The organism is Corynebacterium sp. c25Ua_47 (genome assembly GCF_039907205.1).
GTDB classification, from domain to species: Bacteria; Actinomycetota; Actinomycetes; order Mycobacteriales; family Mycobacteriaceae; genus Corynebacterium; species Corynebacterium hiratae.
The window spans coordinates 17,163-31,117 of record NZ_JASBOH010000010.1 but is presented as its reverse complement, the minus strand read 5'-3'; the positions used below and the strand labels follow the sequence as shown (position 1 = coordinate 31,117).

The window sequence follows — 13,955 nt, the reverse complement described above, 5'->3', positions numbered from 1 at the left end:
AGGCAGAAGTGGATCTCTACGAGTACCAAGCTCGAGACCTCTTTGAAGCTCATGGGGTTCCCACCCTGAAGGGCATTGTTGCGACCTCGGCCGTGCAGGCTGAGGAAGCAGCCACGAAGCTGGGCACGCCGGTGGTTGTGGTCAAGGCACAAATCAAAACCGGCGGGCGCGGCAAGGCCGGGGGAGTCAAGCTAGCGCACAGCCCCGCGGAAGCCGCGGAGAAGGCCAACGAGATCCTGGGCCTGAAAATCAAGGGCCATACCGTGCGCAAGGTGATGGTGGCAGAAGGCGCAGACATCGCTGAGGAATACTACTTCTCGATCCTCCTCGACCGCACCAAGCGCCGTTACCTGGCCATGCTCTCCAAGGAAGGTGGCGTGGAGATTGAAAAGCTGGCTGAGGAGCGCCCAGATGCCCTGATTAAGCGAAGCTTCTCCCCGCTCGACGGCATGACGGACACCCTCGCTAGGGACATGGCATATGAGGCGGGGTTTGATGAGGGGGACGTCGCCAAGCTCGTGCCCGTGTTCAAGAAGCTTTACACGGTCTATACCGAGGAAGACGCCACGCTGGTGGAAGTTAATCCGCTGGTCAAGACGTCAAGCGGCGAAATTATTGCGCTCGATGGCAAGGTCACGCTGGATGATAACGCGCAGTTCCGCCACCCCGAGCACCGCGACCTGCAAGACCACGGTGCGACCGACCCACTGGAGCTTAAGGCGCAGAAGATGGGGTTGAACTATGTCAAGCTCGATGGTTCGGTGGGTGTCATCGGCAACGGCGCTGGCTTGGTGATGTCAACGCTCGACGTCGTGGCCTACGCCGGTGAGGACCTTGCATCGCAGCCGAAGCCCGCGAACTTCCTGGATATCGGCGGTGGTGCTAATGCGGAAGTGATGGCTAACGGGCTTGAGGTGATTCTCAGTGACCCGCAGGTGAAATCTGTCTTCGTCAATGTCTTCGGTGGCATTACCGCCTGCGACGAGGTTGCTAAGGGCATCGTGCAGGCGTACAAGATTTTGGATTCTGAGGGGATCGAACCCAAGCCGCTCGTGGTGCGCCTCGACGGCAACAATGCCGAGCTGGGACGCTCGATTCTTAATGACGCACGCCTGCCCAAACTGGAGCAGGTTGAAACCATGGATGCTGCTGCCCGCAGGGCTGCTGAGCTGGCGAACTAGGAGTAGATATGTCGGTTTTTCTCAACAAAGACTCGCGGATCATTGTGCAGGGCATGACGGGTTCGGAAGGCATGAAGCACACGCGCCGCATGCTGGCGTCCGGCTCCAACATCGTAGGTGGCGTCAACCCCCGCAAGGCCGGCGAACGCGTGGACATTGATGGGCGCGAGATCCCTGTGTTTGGCAGCGTGCGCGAGGCTATGCAGGCGACAGACGCCAACGTCACCGTCATCTTCGTGCCAGCAAAGTTCACCAAGGATGCGGCGGAGGAGGCGATCCGCGCTGGCATTGAGCTCGTGGTGATTATTACCGAGGGAATCCCAGTGAAGGACACGGCGGAGCTCTATGCGTTGGGACGCGAGTCCAAGACGCGCATCATCGGCCCCAATTGCCCAGGGCTGTACACGCCGGGTGAATCCAATGCGGGCATTATCCCGGCGGAGACCGCTCCGAACCCGGGAAAGATTGGCTTGGTGTCGAAGTCGGGCACGTTGACGTACCAGATGATGTACGAGCTCTCTGACATCGGCTTTAGCACGTGCGTGGGAATCGGTGGTGACCCGATCATCGGCACGACGCACATTTCTGCTATCGAGGCATTCCAGAATGACCCGGACACCGAGGCAATCATCATGATCGGTGAGATTGGCGGCGACGCAGAAGAGCATGCTGCGGCTTATATCAAGGACTACGTGACGAAGCCGGTCATTGCCTACATCGCTGGATTTACCGCACCAGAAGGCAAGACGATGGGCCACGCCGGTGCCATCGTCTCGGGTGGTTCCGGTACGGCAGAAGGAAAGAAGGCAGCACTGGAGGCCGCCGGTGTAAAGGTAGGAAAGACCCCGTCCCAAGCAGCAGAGTTGGTGCGAGCAGCCTTGTCGTAGTTGGGTGAGGGGCATGGGGCGGTTCGCCCCATGCCCCTCACATAAGAACTAGCGGGGGAGACCGCGGCGTCGCGACACCGTCTTGTCAAAGGGGATCCAAAAGCGCAAGGCTGCGTCTTGGTTCTTGGAGATTCCAATGCGTGGGCCGCGAACCCACTCCGGCTCCCCTTCGCGCTCGCTGAGGAGTACAGGCGTGCCGTTGTCCTCGATGCTGAAGCCAAGGGCCTTGCCCACATTGCCAGGGCCGCGGGCGAGATTATGAAACTCCGTGTCGCCCCTCCGCTGGTAGGCGAGGTCTATACCGTCGATCACTTCGCCGGCCCGCAGCAGGCAGCCCTGACCGGTGCCTTCGGGTGCACAAACGATATTGCCGTTTCGGTGGATGCCATAGGACACATAGACGTAGAGGCGGCCGGGTGGACCGAACATGGCGGCGTTGCGTGGAGTACGTCCGTTAAAGGTGTGCGAGGCCTCATCGTCTGAGCCGAGGTAGGCCTCCACCTCTGTGATGCGAACGGAGACGCCGTTGTGCGTCAGCACCATTCCCAGCAGTTGGGGAGCGACAATGTCTGCGGAGGCGGTGAAATCGATCATTACCGCAGTCTAACGCGCGAGCGAGATTTAGGCTTTGGCCTTGTCTTCTTCGGCTTCAATCTCTGCGTTGAATTCGCGCTTGGAGGCCTGCCACTGGTCCTCAGTCATGCCGATGCGCCAGTAGCCAGAGATAGAAACGTCTTCCTTGGGAATTCCAGATTCCACGAAAAGGAAGCGACGCAGCTCCTTGATCATCTCGGCGACACCGTGGATGAACCAGCTGGTTTTCTTCCCCGTAGGGATACCAGCTTCGCGCACCACGCGGGATAGCTCAGTACCGGGGGTAGCTCCATTGCGGACCACCCAGATGACCTCCACGCCCTCGCGGGTGGGGAGTTCAAACGTGCGGTCTTCGGCCGCGATCTCGATGTATGCAGTTGCAGTCGCGCCTTCGGGGAGACGCTTCAAGCCGGCACCGATGGCCGGTGCCGCGGATTCATCGCCAGCGAACACAAAGTGCGCATACTCTTCGGTGGGTCCCCACGCGCCACCTGGGCCGAGGAAACCGATCTTCTCTCCGGCCTCAGCTACTCGTGCCCATGGACCGGCCAAGCCGGAATCACCGTGGGTGACAAAGTCAACGTCGAAGTCCCCGGTTTCCGGGTTCAGGTTGATCAGGGTATAGGTGCGGAGAATCGGTTGTTTATCACGCGGCTGTTCTTCGCGAATCTGTTGGACATCAAACGGCCAAGAGTAGTCAGCGCTTTGTGGCACGAACAACAGCTTGATGTAGTGATCCGTAAACTCCAGCTCTTTGCCCACAAATGCTGGAGAGTTCATGCTCAACCGAACCAAATCCGGAGAAACCTGGTGACGACCAAGCACGGTCGCTTCATGCGCCTTGCGGGGCTTGCGCTTCGGCGCCGCTTCTTTAGTTTGGGCAGCCATTGCTATCACTGTCCTTCGGGATACTTGAGTTGCTGTGAGGGCGGGAGCCTACACAATACTAGATTAGGTAAGGCTAACATATCCAAGGCTAGGGTGGGTTCGGCGCAAAAAATTAACCCCGCATCCTGCTCAAGCAGGATGCGGGGGTCTATTCGGGGTGGCTGACGGGGCTCGAACCCGCGACACCCAGGATCACAACCTGGTGCTCTACCAGCTGAACTACAGCCACCATCGTTGCCCGAAAGCAACGAGATACAGGTTAACCCACGTCGTCGGTTTTACAAAAACGCCTGGTAATCGGCGGTTGTAGCAGCCTTTAATTCCTCGGCTTCCGTGGAGGAGGGGCCGTCGTCGGTGCGGAAAACACTGCGACGGTAAAAATCGAGCTCGCGGATGGACTCGATAATGTCTTGCAGTGCCCGGTGTGCCATTCCCTTTTCCGGTTGGTTGTAATAAGCCCGCGGGTGCCAGCGGCGGGCGAGCTCTTTAATAGTGGAAACATCAATCATTCGGTAGTGCAGCGCGGCATCCAGACGTGGCATGTAGGTGCGGATAAAGGCGCGGTCTGTGGCGATTGAATTGCCCGCCAGGGGAGCGGGGTGGCTCGGATCGCAGTGCTTTTCGACGAGCTTCAGCGCTGCGTCCTCTGCTTCTTCGATGGTGAGCGTGGATTCCCGAATTTCCTTGTCCAGTCCCGAGTTTGCGTGCATTGTGGTGACGAAGTCGTCCATCTCCGCGAGCTGTTCCTCCGTGGCGTGCACGACGAGGTCGATGCCTTCGTCAAGGATGTTCAGCTCGGCGTCGGTTATCACGGCGGCAACTTCCACGATGACGTGGCGTTGTGGTTCCAGTCCGGTCATTTCCAGATCGATCCAGACAAGGCGATCGTTCTTAGCGGGGATATCACTCATGGGTTCCACCATAGTTTCTCCTTGAGCGAGGTTCGGGAGGTGCCAGCGCGGGGGTAGATGGGGGTAGACCAGATCTGTTGGTAGGGGAGGCGCTCCTTAAACGATGTGAACTGGTGATTTGTGGTGATTGTGGAGGTTACGGTACGCCCTTTTCTCAACTTTTTCATGATTTCGCTCACGAAAGCCTCAGTCGATGGGACATTATTAGGACAGCCTTTAACGTGATGGCACTCACATATTGCGAAGGATGGTTACCCACCGATGTCAGCCTTTCTCGACACCCTCAATGCCCTTATCTGGTCACCAGCGCTGGTCTTTCTATGTCTCGGCGCGGGCATTTACTTCACGCTAGCGACTAAGTTTCTGCAGATACGCTGCATTCCGGACATGATTAAACAGCTCAAGGACGGCGAGAGCTCCGAATCGGGTGTCTCTTCCTTCCAATCGCTCATGATTTCACTGGCCGGACGCGTCGGCGTAGGCAACATCGCCGGCGTTGCGACGGCTATCGCCTTCGGTGGCCCGGGCGCTGTGTTCTGGATGTGGGCGGTGGCGCTGCTGGGTTCCGCAACGTCCTTCGTGGAATGTACCTTGGCGCAGGTCTACAAGGAGAAGGATCAGGACACCGGCGAGTACCGCGGTGGCCCGGCCTACTACATCGAAAAGGCCTATAAGCACACCAAGGCCGGCCCGTTCATGGTGGTCTATGGCATCGTCTTCGCTATTGCGATGATCCTTGCTACCAGCTACTTCCTGCCTGGTATCCAGGCTAACGGTGTGGCTGCCGCCGTTAAGAATGCTTGGGGCATCGAAGTTGGTTGGTCTGCGCTGGTTCTGGGCGGAATTCTGGCCATCATCATTATCGGTGGCGTCAAGCGTATCGCTAACTTCGCGTCCCTCGTGGTTCCGTTCATGGCGGCTGCGTACATTCTCTTCGCCATCATCATTCTGATCATGAACTTCAACCAGATCCCTGAGGTCTTCGGCATGATCTTCAAGTCCGCCTTCGGCGCCGAGCAGGCCTTCTCTGGCCTGTTGGGCTCGGCCATCATGTGGGGCGTGAAGCGCGGTATTTACTCCAACGAGGCAGGCCAGGGTACCGGCCCGCAGTCGGCCGCGGCGGCAGAGGTTTCCCACCCAGCGAAGCAGGGCTTCGTGCAGGCTTTCTCGGTGTACATTGACACCCTCTTCGTGTGCTCCGCTACCGCGTTCATCATCATCTCCACTGACATGTACAAGGTCTTCGAGGGCGAGTCGGAGGAAGGCCCTGTGCGCTACGCTGGCTCCCTCCCGGATGGCGTTGAGGTTGGACCGGGCTTTGTCCAGCACGGCCTCGACACCTTGCTGGCAGGTTTCGGCCCGAGCTTCGTCGCCATCGCCATTGCCTTCTTCGCCTTCACCACCGTCCTGGCGTACTACTACATGGCGGAGGTCAACCTGACCTACTTCAACCGCTGGATCAGCAACAAGACCACCCGCCGCGTGCTCGTCTGGATTCTGCGTATTCTCCTCGTAGTGTCCGTGGTCGTTGGCGCGACCACGACTCCGGGCGCGGCCTGGGCTCTGGGTGATATCGGTGTTGGCGCGACCGCATGGCTCAACATCATTGCCATCCTCTTCCTGCAGGTTCCGGCGCTCAAGTGCCTCAAGGATTACAGTGCGCAAAAGGCTGCCGGCAAGGACCCGCAGTTTGACCCAGAGGCACTGGGAATCCAGAACGCTGAGTTCTGGGTCGAGCGCAAGCTCGCCCGGGAAGAGGCCGCGCAGAAAGCCATTGCGCAGGACTCGCCGCTCCAGGGTTAAGTAACGCAAAAGCCCGCTCTCCCAAAGAGAGCCGGCTTTGTCGTGTCCTAGGCCATCTTGGAATAGAAACTGCCGATGATCGGCGCAACAATCGGGGTCGGCACAATCTTGCCCAGTGCATTCATTACCTTGGAGAGCGGGCCGGGGACCACGCGCCGCTGGTTGCGGGCCATGGCCTCGAGGGTTTCTTCGGAGCAGGACTCGTAGGTGGTCCACAAGAAGTCCGGGACGACCTTATCCACGATGGACTGCTCCTCCTCGGGGATAACAGCATCGCGCACCGGGCCAGGAGCCAGCAGAGTGCAGGTCACCCCCGAGCCCTTGAGCTCATAGTGCAGGGCCTCAGTAAAGGCATTGACACCTGCCTTGGTGAAAACATAGGTGGCGTTGTTCGGAATGGAGACGTTGCCCGCAGCCGAGCCCACGTTACAAATAGCGCCGCTGCGCCGCGGCAGCATCTGCTCCAGTGCGGCACGGGTCAGACGGTGAACGGCCTTGCCGTTGAGATCGAACTGCCGGGTTTCATAATCCCAGTCCTGATCCATGAACTTGCCAAAGCTGGCGATGCCCGCCGAGTTAACGATGATGGAGATTTCCTTGCCCGCCATGAATTCGATAACGCGGTCAACGTCCGCCGCCTCGGAGAGATCCGCAGCCAGCGCAATGGCATCAACCTCGTGACGGGAGCGTAGGTCCGCAGCGATGGATTCGAGGACCTCTTCACGGCGAGCAACGAGAATGACGTTGTAGCCGCGAGCGGCCAGATCTTTGGCCATCGCAGCGCCAATGCCCTGGCTGGCACCAGTCAGCAGTGCATACGAGGAGCGGGTAGGGGCGGGCAGCCCAGGGGAGTGAGCCATGAAACGGCGTCCTTTCTCTCAGGGGTGGGAAGTCTCCACCCAGCGTAGAGCACTCAGGGTCTAAATCAGGGTAAACACTGATGTCTCCTCGGCCCCAACTCTGGATAATAGAAAGCGAAAGGAGACATCATGACCAACCAACGTTTAATTCGTTCCACTACTGACACGATGCTCGGCGGCGTCTGCGGCGGCATCGCACAGACCTACAACCTCGATCCGACCCTGGTGCGCATTCTCTTCGTTGTTGCGACTCTGCTGGGCTTCTCAGGAATCCTGCTCTATCTCATCCTCTGGGTTGTTATCCCGGTGGAGTAGCTACTGCAGCGGGCCGAAAGCCATAAACCTCTTCCACGTTTCCCACTCCTCCTGCAGACGCAGCAAGGCGCTGGGCGGGGTGGCGGAGGCGTCGACAAGCACGGCGTCCTGCATACGTACGCCGTTGTCGAAGAAGAGTGCTGTGTGCCCGGAGGCGCCGTAGCGGAGCACCGGAACCAGATTGAGACCGTCGAAGGACAGCGGGGCGTTGGGGCGCACATCCAGCCCCGCGATTGCCGCGAGCGTGGGCGCTAGGTCGAGAGGGGAGACGAGTTCTGCGCAGACCCCAGACTCCGCTACGCCGGGCCATAGGAGGGACATCGCGGACTTCTCGCCCTGTAGGGAACAGACCGCCACGACGCCCTCCAGGTCACCCAGCAGCTGGGGATGCGGCTGCTCGAGGAGGCGAAAGACCGGTGAGGACGCGGGGAGGGCATCTTCTCGGACCTCGAAGCCGGCGGCCGCGAAAATCTCCGTGATACGGGTGGTGGCGCCGCGCTGCGGGTACTGTCCCGTGAGCACCCCGCGGCGCGATTCCGCATAGCTTGGCGACGGCACCCAGGCGTTACTGAAACGCAGTCCGCGCAGCGCGGATTCCGGGGCGTAGTCAAAAGTGGCGAGAGTAATGTCCATAGGAGTGTGCCCAAAAGGTGCCTAAAGGCCACTTTTTGACGTTATGGCAAATCTCAAAAAGTGGCTCTGAACTGCGTGCCCCCAGCAGGATTCGAACCCGCGACACATGGGGTAGAAACCCACTGCTCTAATCCACTGAGCTATGGAGGCGTACCGAGCCATCATAACGCACCGGAGAGCGAAGTCAGACTATCGGGCTACTGCTGGCGTTGATTCGGTGCTGGTGCTGAGGAGGGTGGAGACCAACGTGCGCGCTGCCGGGCTCAATGCACGGTCCGTACGGTGGATGAGAAGCGCCTGCATAGTAGGCAGCGTTTCCGCAACGCGGCGGAAATGAACGCCGCTTTGGCCCAAAGCCTGCGCGGTGTGCGGCATGAGGCTGATGCCATAGTCGCCGGCAACGAGCGGCAAGCCTGTTTGCAGCGTGGAAATTTCCTGGACGCCCATAGGTTTGCTGAGCGGGGCCGCGGCCCATACCTGGTCCAACACTTCGGGCAGGCTGCTGAGCTCCGGACAGCGCGGCGGCAGGAGCCACGTTTCGGCGGCAAGATCGGAGAGCTGGACGGGGTCGGGTAGGTCCGCCAGGCGTTGGGGGAGTGCGACGCGCAGGTCCATCTCGGCGGCGCAGTCAATGGTGAGCTGTGTGCCGTAGTCTTGGCGGAACCGCTGTGGGTTGGTGGTGAGGATGATACCGATCTCCACGGAGCCATCCAGGACCTGCTTGAGCGTGGCGGTAGGTTCTAAGTCCTTTAAGGAAACGCTTACCTCTGGCGCCCGTTGCCGCATGCGGCGCAGAGCCGCCGGCATATACAGCCAATTGAACTCGGGCGCGGAGCACAGTGTGACTGACCCGGCACTGCCCGACGCAATCTCGGCTAGGCGCACGGCAGCGGTGTTGAGGAGGGAATCGATCGAGGTCGCGACACCATAGAGGTAATCCCCAGCCTCCGTTGTTTGGACTCCGCCGCGCCCGCGGGAGAGCAGCTTCACGTTGAGATCTTTTTCGAGTTTGCGCACGGTAAGGCTCAGGGAAGGTTGTGTGAGCTGCAGCGATTCCGCGGCCTGCGTAAACGAACCGTGGTCCACGACGGTTCGAAAGTGATGAAGCTGGCGTGAGTCCATAAGTGAAGACTACCCGAAAGCTGAGAGTTGTCTACCTTTTAGGTAAGAGAACATGTGTGGCGGTAGACTGCCCACCATGCACACTGAGAAGGAAAACACCAGCTCACAGTACTCGCCGGGGCTGGCGCACTCGGCGTCGGGAGCGCGGCCCTCCCGTTTGTTGAATCTTTCTTTCGTCGTCTTCGCCGGTCTTGTGGGCGGGATCATTTCCCTGTTCTTCCTTGCAGATTCGCTCGCTGCCCTCGGTATCCCCGACCCAGGGCGCGTCACGACCTTTGGTCTGCCCTTCTTCCGTGCCGTCGCCTGGATGCTGATGGCCCTGTCCATCGGCTCATTCATGTCCAGCGCATTCTTGATTTACCCGGCCGTGCCAGATAAGGACAACGAGCGTTTGATCAAGGCGCGCCTCACCGTCGACGGGCACATCGCTGCGCGGACCGGTGCCTGGGCCGCTGTGGGGGCCGCGGTGGTGTCCTTGCTCGAGGTTCCCCTTGTCATGTCGGATCTCACCGGTACCCCGTTGCGCCAGGTTCTTAACCCGGAGCTGATGGGCATGGCGGTGGGCCAGATTGCGGCGTCGCAGGTCTGGCTCCTTACCGCGGGGATCGCAGCGCTCGTCGCCGTAGCGGGGTTTGTTGCGCGCACGTGGGCGGGACAGGTCGCTACGTTCTTCCTGTCCCTGTTGCTCACGGTGCCCCTCGGGATGGAGGGGCACTCGGCCTCCGGCGGCGACCATGACTACGGCACGAACTCACTGCTTTTGCACCTGTTCTTCATCATGCTGTGGGTCGGTGGGCTCATGGGCCTCATTGCGCATGGCCGCCGCCTAGGGCCTGACATGGGCGTGGCGGTTCGCCGCTATTCTACGGTTGCGCTGCTGTCCATCTTGGGGTTGGCGGCGACCGGTGTGGTCAACGCGCTCATCCGCGTTGAGTTAGGGGATTTATTCACCACTCGCTATGGCTTGCTGGTGTTGAGCAAAGCGGTGCTCACGGTGGTGCTCGCGGCCATAGGCTTTGTGCATCGCCGAGTCACCATTCCCCAGCTGAAACGCGCACCGCGCCTGTTTGTTCGAGTGTCTGTGGTGGAGGTTCTCATCATGGCGGCCACAGTCGGCGTGGCCATCTCGATGGGCCGTACACCGCCCCCGCCGCCGCGGGATCCGAACCTCAACGCCATGCAGATTCTGGTGGGCTACGAGCTTTTCGACGCCCCGACAGCCACCAACGTGTGGACCATGTTCCGCTTCGACCTCATGTTTGGCTCGCTCGGACTCGTGCTAGCCGGCTTCTACTTGTACGCGCTCTGGCGTCTGAAGCGGCGTGGGCTGACGTGGTCGGCGGGGCGTACGACCTGGTTCCTGGTGGGCTCCTTGGGCATGACCATCATCATGAGCAACGGTATTGGCCTGTACATGCCGGCGCTGTACTCCATGCACATGCTCGTGCACATGATTTTGTCCATGGCGATTCCGCTCTGCCTCGTGTTGGGTGCCCCAGTGACCTTGGTTATGGAGGCGTTTGAACCGGGTGAGCCGGGCAAGCCCACGCTTCACGACGCCGCTGTCGCCCTCACCAAATCCACCACGCTGCGCGTCCTGACGCATCCGGCGGTCAATGTCCTGCAGTTTCTGGCCATTCTCTACGTGCTCTACCTCTTTCCGAGCTTCTACGAGGTTGCCATTTCGGAACATGCCGGGCACGTCATCATGAACTGGGTCTTCCTGATTTCCGGCTACATCTACTACTGGGAGGTTATTGGCCCGGATCCGTTGCCGTGGCGCGCGCCCACTGGCGTTCGCCTACTGATCCTGTTTGTGTCGATGCCTCTGCACCTGTTCGCCGGTGTCTACCTCATGCAGATGCAGGTTATTCTGGGCTTGGATTTCTATGAATCCTTGAACCTGCCGTGGAACCCGGATTTTGTCACGGATCAGCGGACCGGCGGTGGCATTTCGTGGGGCTTTGGCCAGTTCCCGCTGGTGATCGTGTTTGGTTCACTATTCCTGGATTGGCTGCGAGAGGATCGCGCCACTGCTCGCCGCCACGATGCTAAGGCGGATGTTGACGGCGATGCCGACTTGGCAAGCTACAACGCCATGCTCAAGCAGATGAACGAAGGCGACGATTCCAGCTTCCGCCAGCACTAGGGGCGCCAGCACTAGAGAGCTGGCGCGTCCAGGGTGATGGAAAAGGGTCTTTGAACTGTGCGAATGGATATTTTGTTGATTCTTTCAACGAGTTATCCACAGGTTGGCGGTGACGCCATTGCGGGTGCGGTGATCGGTGGCGATGATGCGAGGTAAGGGAGGCGTATTGCTTCCTCGCACTCAAGAAGATCACCAACCACACATGGCAAAGGAATCACGCAATGTCTCAATACCCAATCTCACTCACTGGGCGTCTGACCCATGACCCGCACCTGACCAAGATTAGCGACACCATGTACAAAGCCCGCCTGCGCTTTGCCTCCTCCCGCAGCGTTCCGGAAAAGGATGAAGAAGGCAAGACGGTGTGGCGAGAGCTGGACCTCAACTATATCGACGGCGAGGTGTGGGGCCAGTGTGCCATCAACGTCAAGAAGTCCCTGTTTAAGGGCATGCCGGTCTTTGTTATGGGCTCCATCGTCACGGATCGATGGGAGGATCAGCACGGAGCGAAGCGCTCCAGGACCTATATCAAGATTGCGCACGTGGGGCTCGACCTCAACCGCTTCTGCATTACCTCCACCAAAATTGGCACCTCCTACGGCGAGGAGGGCAGTGAAGCCCTCTGGCTGGGGGAGAATCCACCGGTGCCGGACGTAGATTACACGGCGCCACCCAGCACCACGGAGAATGAAGCAATGCCGGCTGCCCTGCAGTCGGGAGATACTCCGCAGGACACCGCGGCGGACCGTCAGCAAGCGCAGTCCGCGGCCGAGTCACACGTCGAACCGGAACCTGAGGACGCGATGGTCTAAGGACAGAGGACCACCGCCGCCCATGTGATGTAGTCTTTGTACTGTTATTTACCAATCCTGACAGAAGCAAAGGGTGAAACATGGGCGAATTCATCTACACGATGAAAAACGTGCGTAAGGCCATCGGTGACAAGGTTATTTTGGATAACGTCACCATGGCTTTCTACCCGGGCGCCAAGATTGGCGTCGTGGGCCCCAACGGTGCAGGTAAGTCCTCGATCCTGAAGATCATGGCCGGCCTTGATCAGCCTTCCAACGGTGAGGCTTTCCTGGATCCGGGCAAGACGGTCGGCATCCTCCTCCAGGAGCCGCCGCTCAATGAGGAGAAGACGGTCCGCGAAAACGTCGAAGAAGGCCTCGGTGAAATCTTCCAGAAGAAGCAGCGCTTCGAGGAGATCGCGGAGGAGATGGCCACCAACTACTCCGACGAACTCATGGAGGAAATGGGCAAGCTGCAGGAGGAGCTCGACGCTGCCGATGCCTGGGAGGTCGATTCCAAGATCGAGCAGGCTATGGAAGCACTGCGCTGCCCGCCGTCCGATGCCCCGGTAACCAACCTCTCCGGTGGTGAGCGCCGCCGCGTCGCGCTGGCCAAGCTGTTGCTGAGTGAGCCCGACCTGCTGCTGCTCGACGAGCCCACGAACCACCTGGACGCCGAGTCTGTCCAGTGGCTGGAGAAGCACCTCGAGTCTTACCCGGGTGCGGTCCTGGCCGTGACCCACGACCGTTACTTCCTCGACCACGTCGCGGGCTGGATCTGTGAGGTTGACCGCGGCAAGCTCTATCCCTACGAGGGCAACTACTCCACCTACCTGGAGAAGAAGGCTGAGCGTCTGGAAATTGCCGGTGCCAAGGACAAGAAGCTGCAGAAGCGCCTCAAGGACGAGCTCGCATGGGTTCGCTCCGGTGCGAAGGCCCGCCAGGCCAAGAACAAGGCCCGTCTCCAGCGCTACGAGGAGATGGCTGCGGAAGCCGAGAAGTACAAGAAGCTGGACTTTGAGGAGATCCAGATTCCGACCCCGCCGCGCCTGGGCAACAAGGTGGTAGAGGTCAAGAACCTGACCAAGGGCTTCGATGATCGTGTGCTCATCAAGGACTTGTCCTTCACCCTGCCGCGCAACGGCATTGTCGGCGTGATCGGCCCGAACGGTGTTGGTAAGTCCACGCTGTTCAAGACCATCGTGGGTCTGGAGCAGCCGGATTCCGGCAGCGTGGACGTCGGCGAGACCGTCAAGCTGTCCTATGTTGACCAGGGCCGCGAGAACATCGACCCCGAGGCCACCGTGTGGGAGGTAGTCTCCGACGGGCTGGATTACATTCACGTCGGCCAGAACGAAATGCCGTCCCGCGCCTACCTCTCCGCTTTCGGTTTCAAGGGTGCCGATCAGCAGAAGCCTTCCAAGGTTCTCTCCGGCGGTGAGCGCAACCGCTTGAACCTGGCCCTGACCCTTAAAGAGGGCGGCAACCTGATCCTCCTCGATGAGCCGACGAACGACTTGGACGTGGAAACCCTGGGCTCGCTGGAAAACGCCCTGGAGAAGTTCCCCGGCTGTGCCGTGGTTATTTCTCACGACCGCTGGTTCCTCGACCGCACCTGTACTCACATCCTGGCCTGGGAGGGCAACGTGGCAGAAGGTCAGTGGTTCTGGTTCGAGGGCAACTTCGGTGACTACGAGAAGAACAAGGTTGAGCGCCTCGGTGAGGAAGCTGCCCGCCCGTCTCGCGTTACCCACCGCAAGCTCAGCCGTTAGGGCGAACTGGCCCTAACACTCAGAGGAAGAACTCCGAAAGGAACCTGGA

13 protein-coding genes and 2 tRNA genes are annotated in these 13,955 nt (G+C 59.8%); 7 read left to right on the top strand and 8 right to left on the bottom strand.

Annotated features, from left to right (window positions below; genetic code table 11):
- The first annotated feature begins 8 nt into the window (after positions 1-8).
- A complete protein-coding gene (sucC, locus tag QKE52_RS09920; RefSeq protein WP_198525904.1) occupies positions 9-1,181 on the top strand; it encodes an ADP-forming succinate--CoA ligase subunit beta in 1,173 nt (390 codons plus the stop codon).
- A gap of 8 nt (positions 1,182-1,189) precedes the next feature.
- A complete protein-coding gene (sucD, locus tag QKE52_RS09915; RefSeq protein ID WP_347948714.1) occupies positions 1,190-2,068 on the top strand; it encodes a succinate--CoA ligase subunit alpha in 879 nt (292 codons plus the stop codon).
- 48 nt (positions 2,069-2,116) lie between these two features.
- Here the strand turns inward: sucD and QKE52_RS09910 are convergent, their stop codons facing one another.
- The 4 genes from QKE52_RS09910 to orn all read right to left on the bottom strand — a co-directional run bounded on the left by QKE52_RS09910 (position 2,117) and on the right by orn (position 4,461).
- Positions 2,117-2,662 carry a DNA-3-methyladenine glycosylase gene (locus QKE52_RS09910; protein ID WP_347948713.1) on the bottom strand — a complete coding sequence of 182 codons (546 nt, stop codon included), beginning with the start codon at positions 2,660-2,662 and terminating at the stop codon, positions 2,117-2,119.
- A gap of 27 nt (positions 2,663-2,689) precedes the next feature.
- Positions 2,690-3,550 (bottom strand): siderophore-interacting protein, encoded by an 861-nt coding sequence (locus QKE52_RS09905; protein ID WP_347948712.1) that lies wholly within the window; start codon positions 3,548-3,550, stop codon positions 2,690-2,692.
- A gap of 156 nt (positions 3,551-3,706) precedes the next feature.
- Positions 3,707-3,779, bottom strand: a tRNA-His gene (locus QKE52_RS09900).
- A gap of 49 nt (positions 3,780-3,828) precedes the next feature.
- Entirely contained in the window at positions 3,829-4,461 is a 633-nt protein-coding gene (gene orn / locus QKE52_RS09895; protein ID WP_347948711.1) for an oligoribonuclease, read from the bottom strand.
- A gap of 261 nt (positions 4,462-4,722) precedes the next feature.
- Between orn and QKE52_RS09890 the strand changes: the two genes are divergently transcribed.
- Positions 4,723-6,264 carry an alanine/glycine:cation symporter family protein gene (locus tag QKE52_RS09890; RefSeq protein WP_347948710.1) on the top strand — a complete coding sequence of 514 codons (1,542 nt, stop codon included), beginning with the start codon at positions 4,723-4,725 and terminating at the stop codon, positions 6,262-6,264.
- A 47-nt stretch (positions 6,265-6,311) separates the two neighbouring features.
- On the opposite strand, the gene cmrA is transcribed toward QKE52_RS09890, so the two are convergent.
- Positions 6,312-7,124 (bottom strand): mycolate reductase, encoded by an 813-nt coding sequence (gene cmrA / locus QKE52_RS09885; protein ID WP_049155810.1) that lies wholly within the window; start codon positions 7,122-7,124, stop codon positions 6,312-6,314.
- Between the two features lie 129 nt (positions 7,125-7,253).
- Between cmrA and QKE52_RS09880 the strand changes: the two genes are divergently transcribed.
- Entirely contained in the window at positions 7,254-7,439 is a 186-nt protein-coding gene (locus QKE52_RS09880; protein ID WP_347948709.1) for a PspC domain-containing protein, read from the top strand.
- Here QKE52_RS09880 and QKE52_RS09875 read toward each other — a convergent pair whose 3' ends face one another.
- The 3 genes from QKE52_RS09875 to QKE52_RS09865 form a co-directional block, all read right to left on the bottom strand.
- Positions 7,440-8,072, bottom strand: a complete 633-nt coding sequence (locus tag QKE52_RS09875) for a hypothetical protein (RefSeq protein ID WP_347948708.1) — start codon at positions 8,070-8,072, stop codon at positions 7,440-7,442.
- Positions 8,073-8,148: 76 nt separating this feature from the next.
- Positions 8,149-8,222, bottom strand: a tRNA-Arg gene (locus QKE52_RS09870).
- A gap of 39 nt (positions 8,223-8,261) precedes the next feature.
- Complete coding sequence (locus tag QKE52_RS09865) at positions 8,262-9,194, bottom strand: LysR family transcriptional regulator (protein ID WP_347948707.1); 933 nt, start codon at positions 9,192-9,194, stop codon at positions 8,262-8,264.
- A gap of 76 nt (positions 9,195-9,270) precedes the next feature.
- On the opposite strand from QKE52_RS09865, the gene QKE52_RS09860 reads away from it, so the two are divergent.
- The 3 genes from QKE52_RS09860 (at position 9,271) to ettA (ending at position 13,906) form a co-directional block, all read left to right on the top strand.
- Positions 9,271-11,343 carry a cytochrome c oxidase assembly protein gene (locus QKE52_RS09860; protein ID WP_046647330.1) on the top strand — a complete coding sequence of 691 codons (2,073 nt, stop codon included), beginning with the start codon at positions 9,271-9,273 and terminating at the stop codon, positions 11,341-11,343.
- 221 nt (positions 11,344-11,564) lie between these two features.
- Positions 11,565-12,155 carry a single-stranded DNA-binding protein gene (locus tag QKE52_RS09855; RefSeq protein WP_046647328.1) on the top strand — a complete coding sequence of 197 codons (591 nt, stop codon included), beginning with the start codon at positions 11,565-11,567 and terminating at the stop codon, positions 12,153-12,155.
- Between the two features lie 80 nt (positions 12,156-12,235).
- Complete coding sequence (ettA, locus tag QKE52_RS09850) at positions 12,236-13,906, top strand: energy-dependent translational throttle protein EttA (protein ID WP_070516054.1); 1,671 nt, start codon at positions 12,236-12,238, stop codon at positions 13,904-13,906.
- Positions 13,907-13,955: the final 49 nt, after the last annotated feature.

Coding starts and splice junctions, on each gene's coding strand:
- sucD (WP_347948714.1), top strand. CDS start 1,190: ATGTCGGTTTTTCTCAACAAAGACTCGCGGATCATTGTGCAGGGCATG.
- QKE52_RS09910 (WP_347948713.1), bottom strand. CDS start 2,662: ATGATCGATTTCACCGCCTCCGCAGACATTGTCGCTCCCCAACTGCTG.
- QKE52_RS09905 (WP_347948712.1), bottom strand. CDS start 3,550: ATGGCTGCCCAAACTAAAGAAGCGGCGCCGAAGCGCAAGCCCCGCAAG.
- orn (WP_347948711.1), bottom strand. CDS start 4,461: ATGAGTGATATCCCCGCTAAGAACGATCGCCTTGTCTGGATCGATCTG.
- QKE52_RS09890 (WP_347948710.1), top strand. CDS start 4,723: ATGTCAGCCTTTCTCGACACCCTCAATGCCCTTATCTGGTCACCAGCG.
- cmrA (WP_049155810.1), bottom strand. CDS start 7,124: ATGGCTCACTCCCCTGGGCTGCCCGCCCCTACCCGCTCCTCGTATGCA.
- QKE52_RS09880 (WP_347948709.1), top strand. CDS start 7,254: ATGACCAACCAACGTTTAATTCGTTCCACTACTGACACGATGCTCGGC.
- QKE52_RS09875 (WP_347948708.1), bottom strand. CDS start 8,072: ATGGACATTACTCTCGCCACTTTTGACTACGCCCCGGAATCCGCGCTG.
- QKE52_RS09865 (WP_347948707.1), bottom strand. CDS start 9,194: ATGGACTCACGCCAGCTTCATCACTTTCGAACCGTCGTGGACCACGGT.
- QKE52_RS09860 (WP_046647330.1), top strand. CDS start 9,271: ATGCACACTGAGAAGGAAAACACCAGCTCACAGTACTCGCCGGGGCTG.
- QKE52_RS09855 (WP_046647328.1), top strand. CDS start 11,565: ATGTCTCAATACCCAATCTCACTCACTGGGCGTCTGACCCATGACCCG.
- ettA (WP_070516054.1), top strand. CDS start 12,236: ATGGGCGAATTCATCTACACGATGAAAAACGTGCGTAAGGCCATCGGT.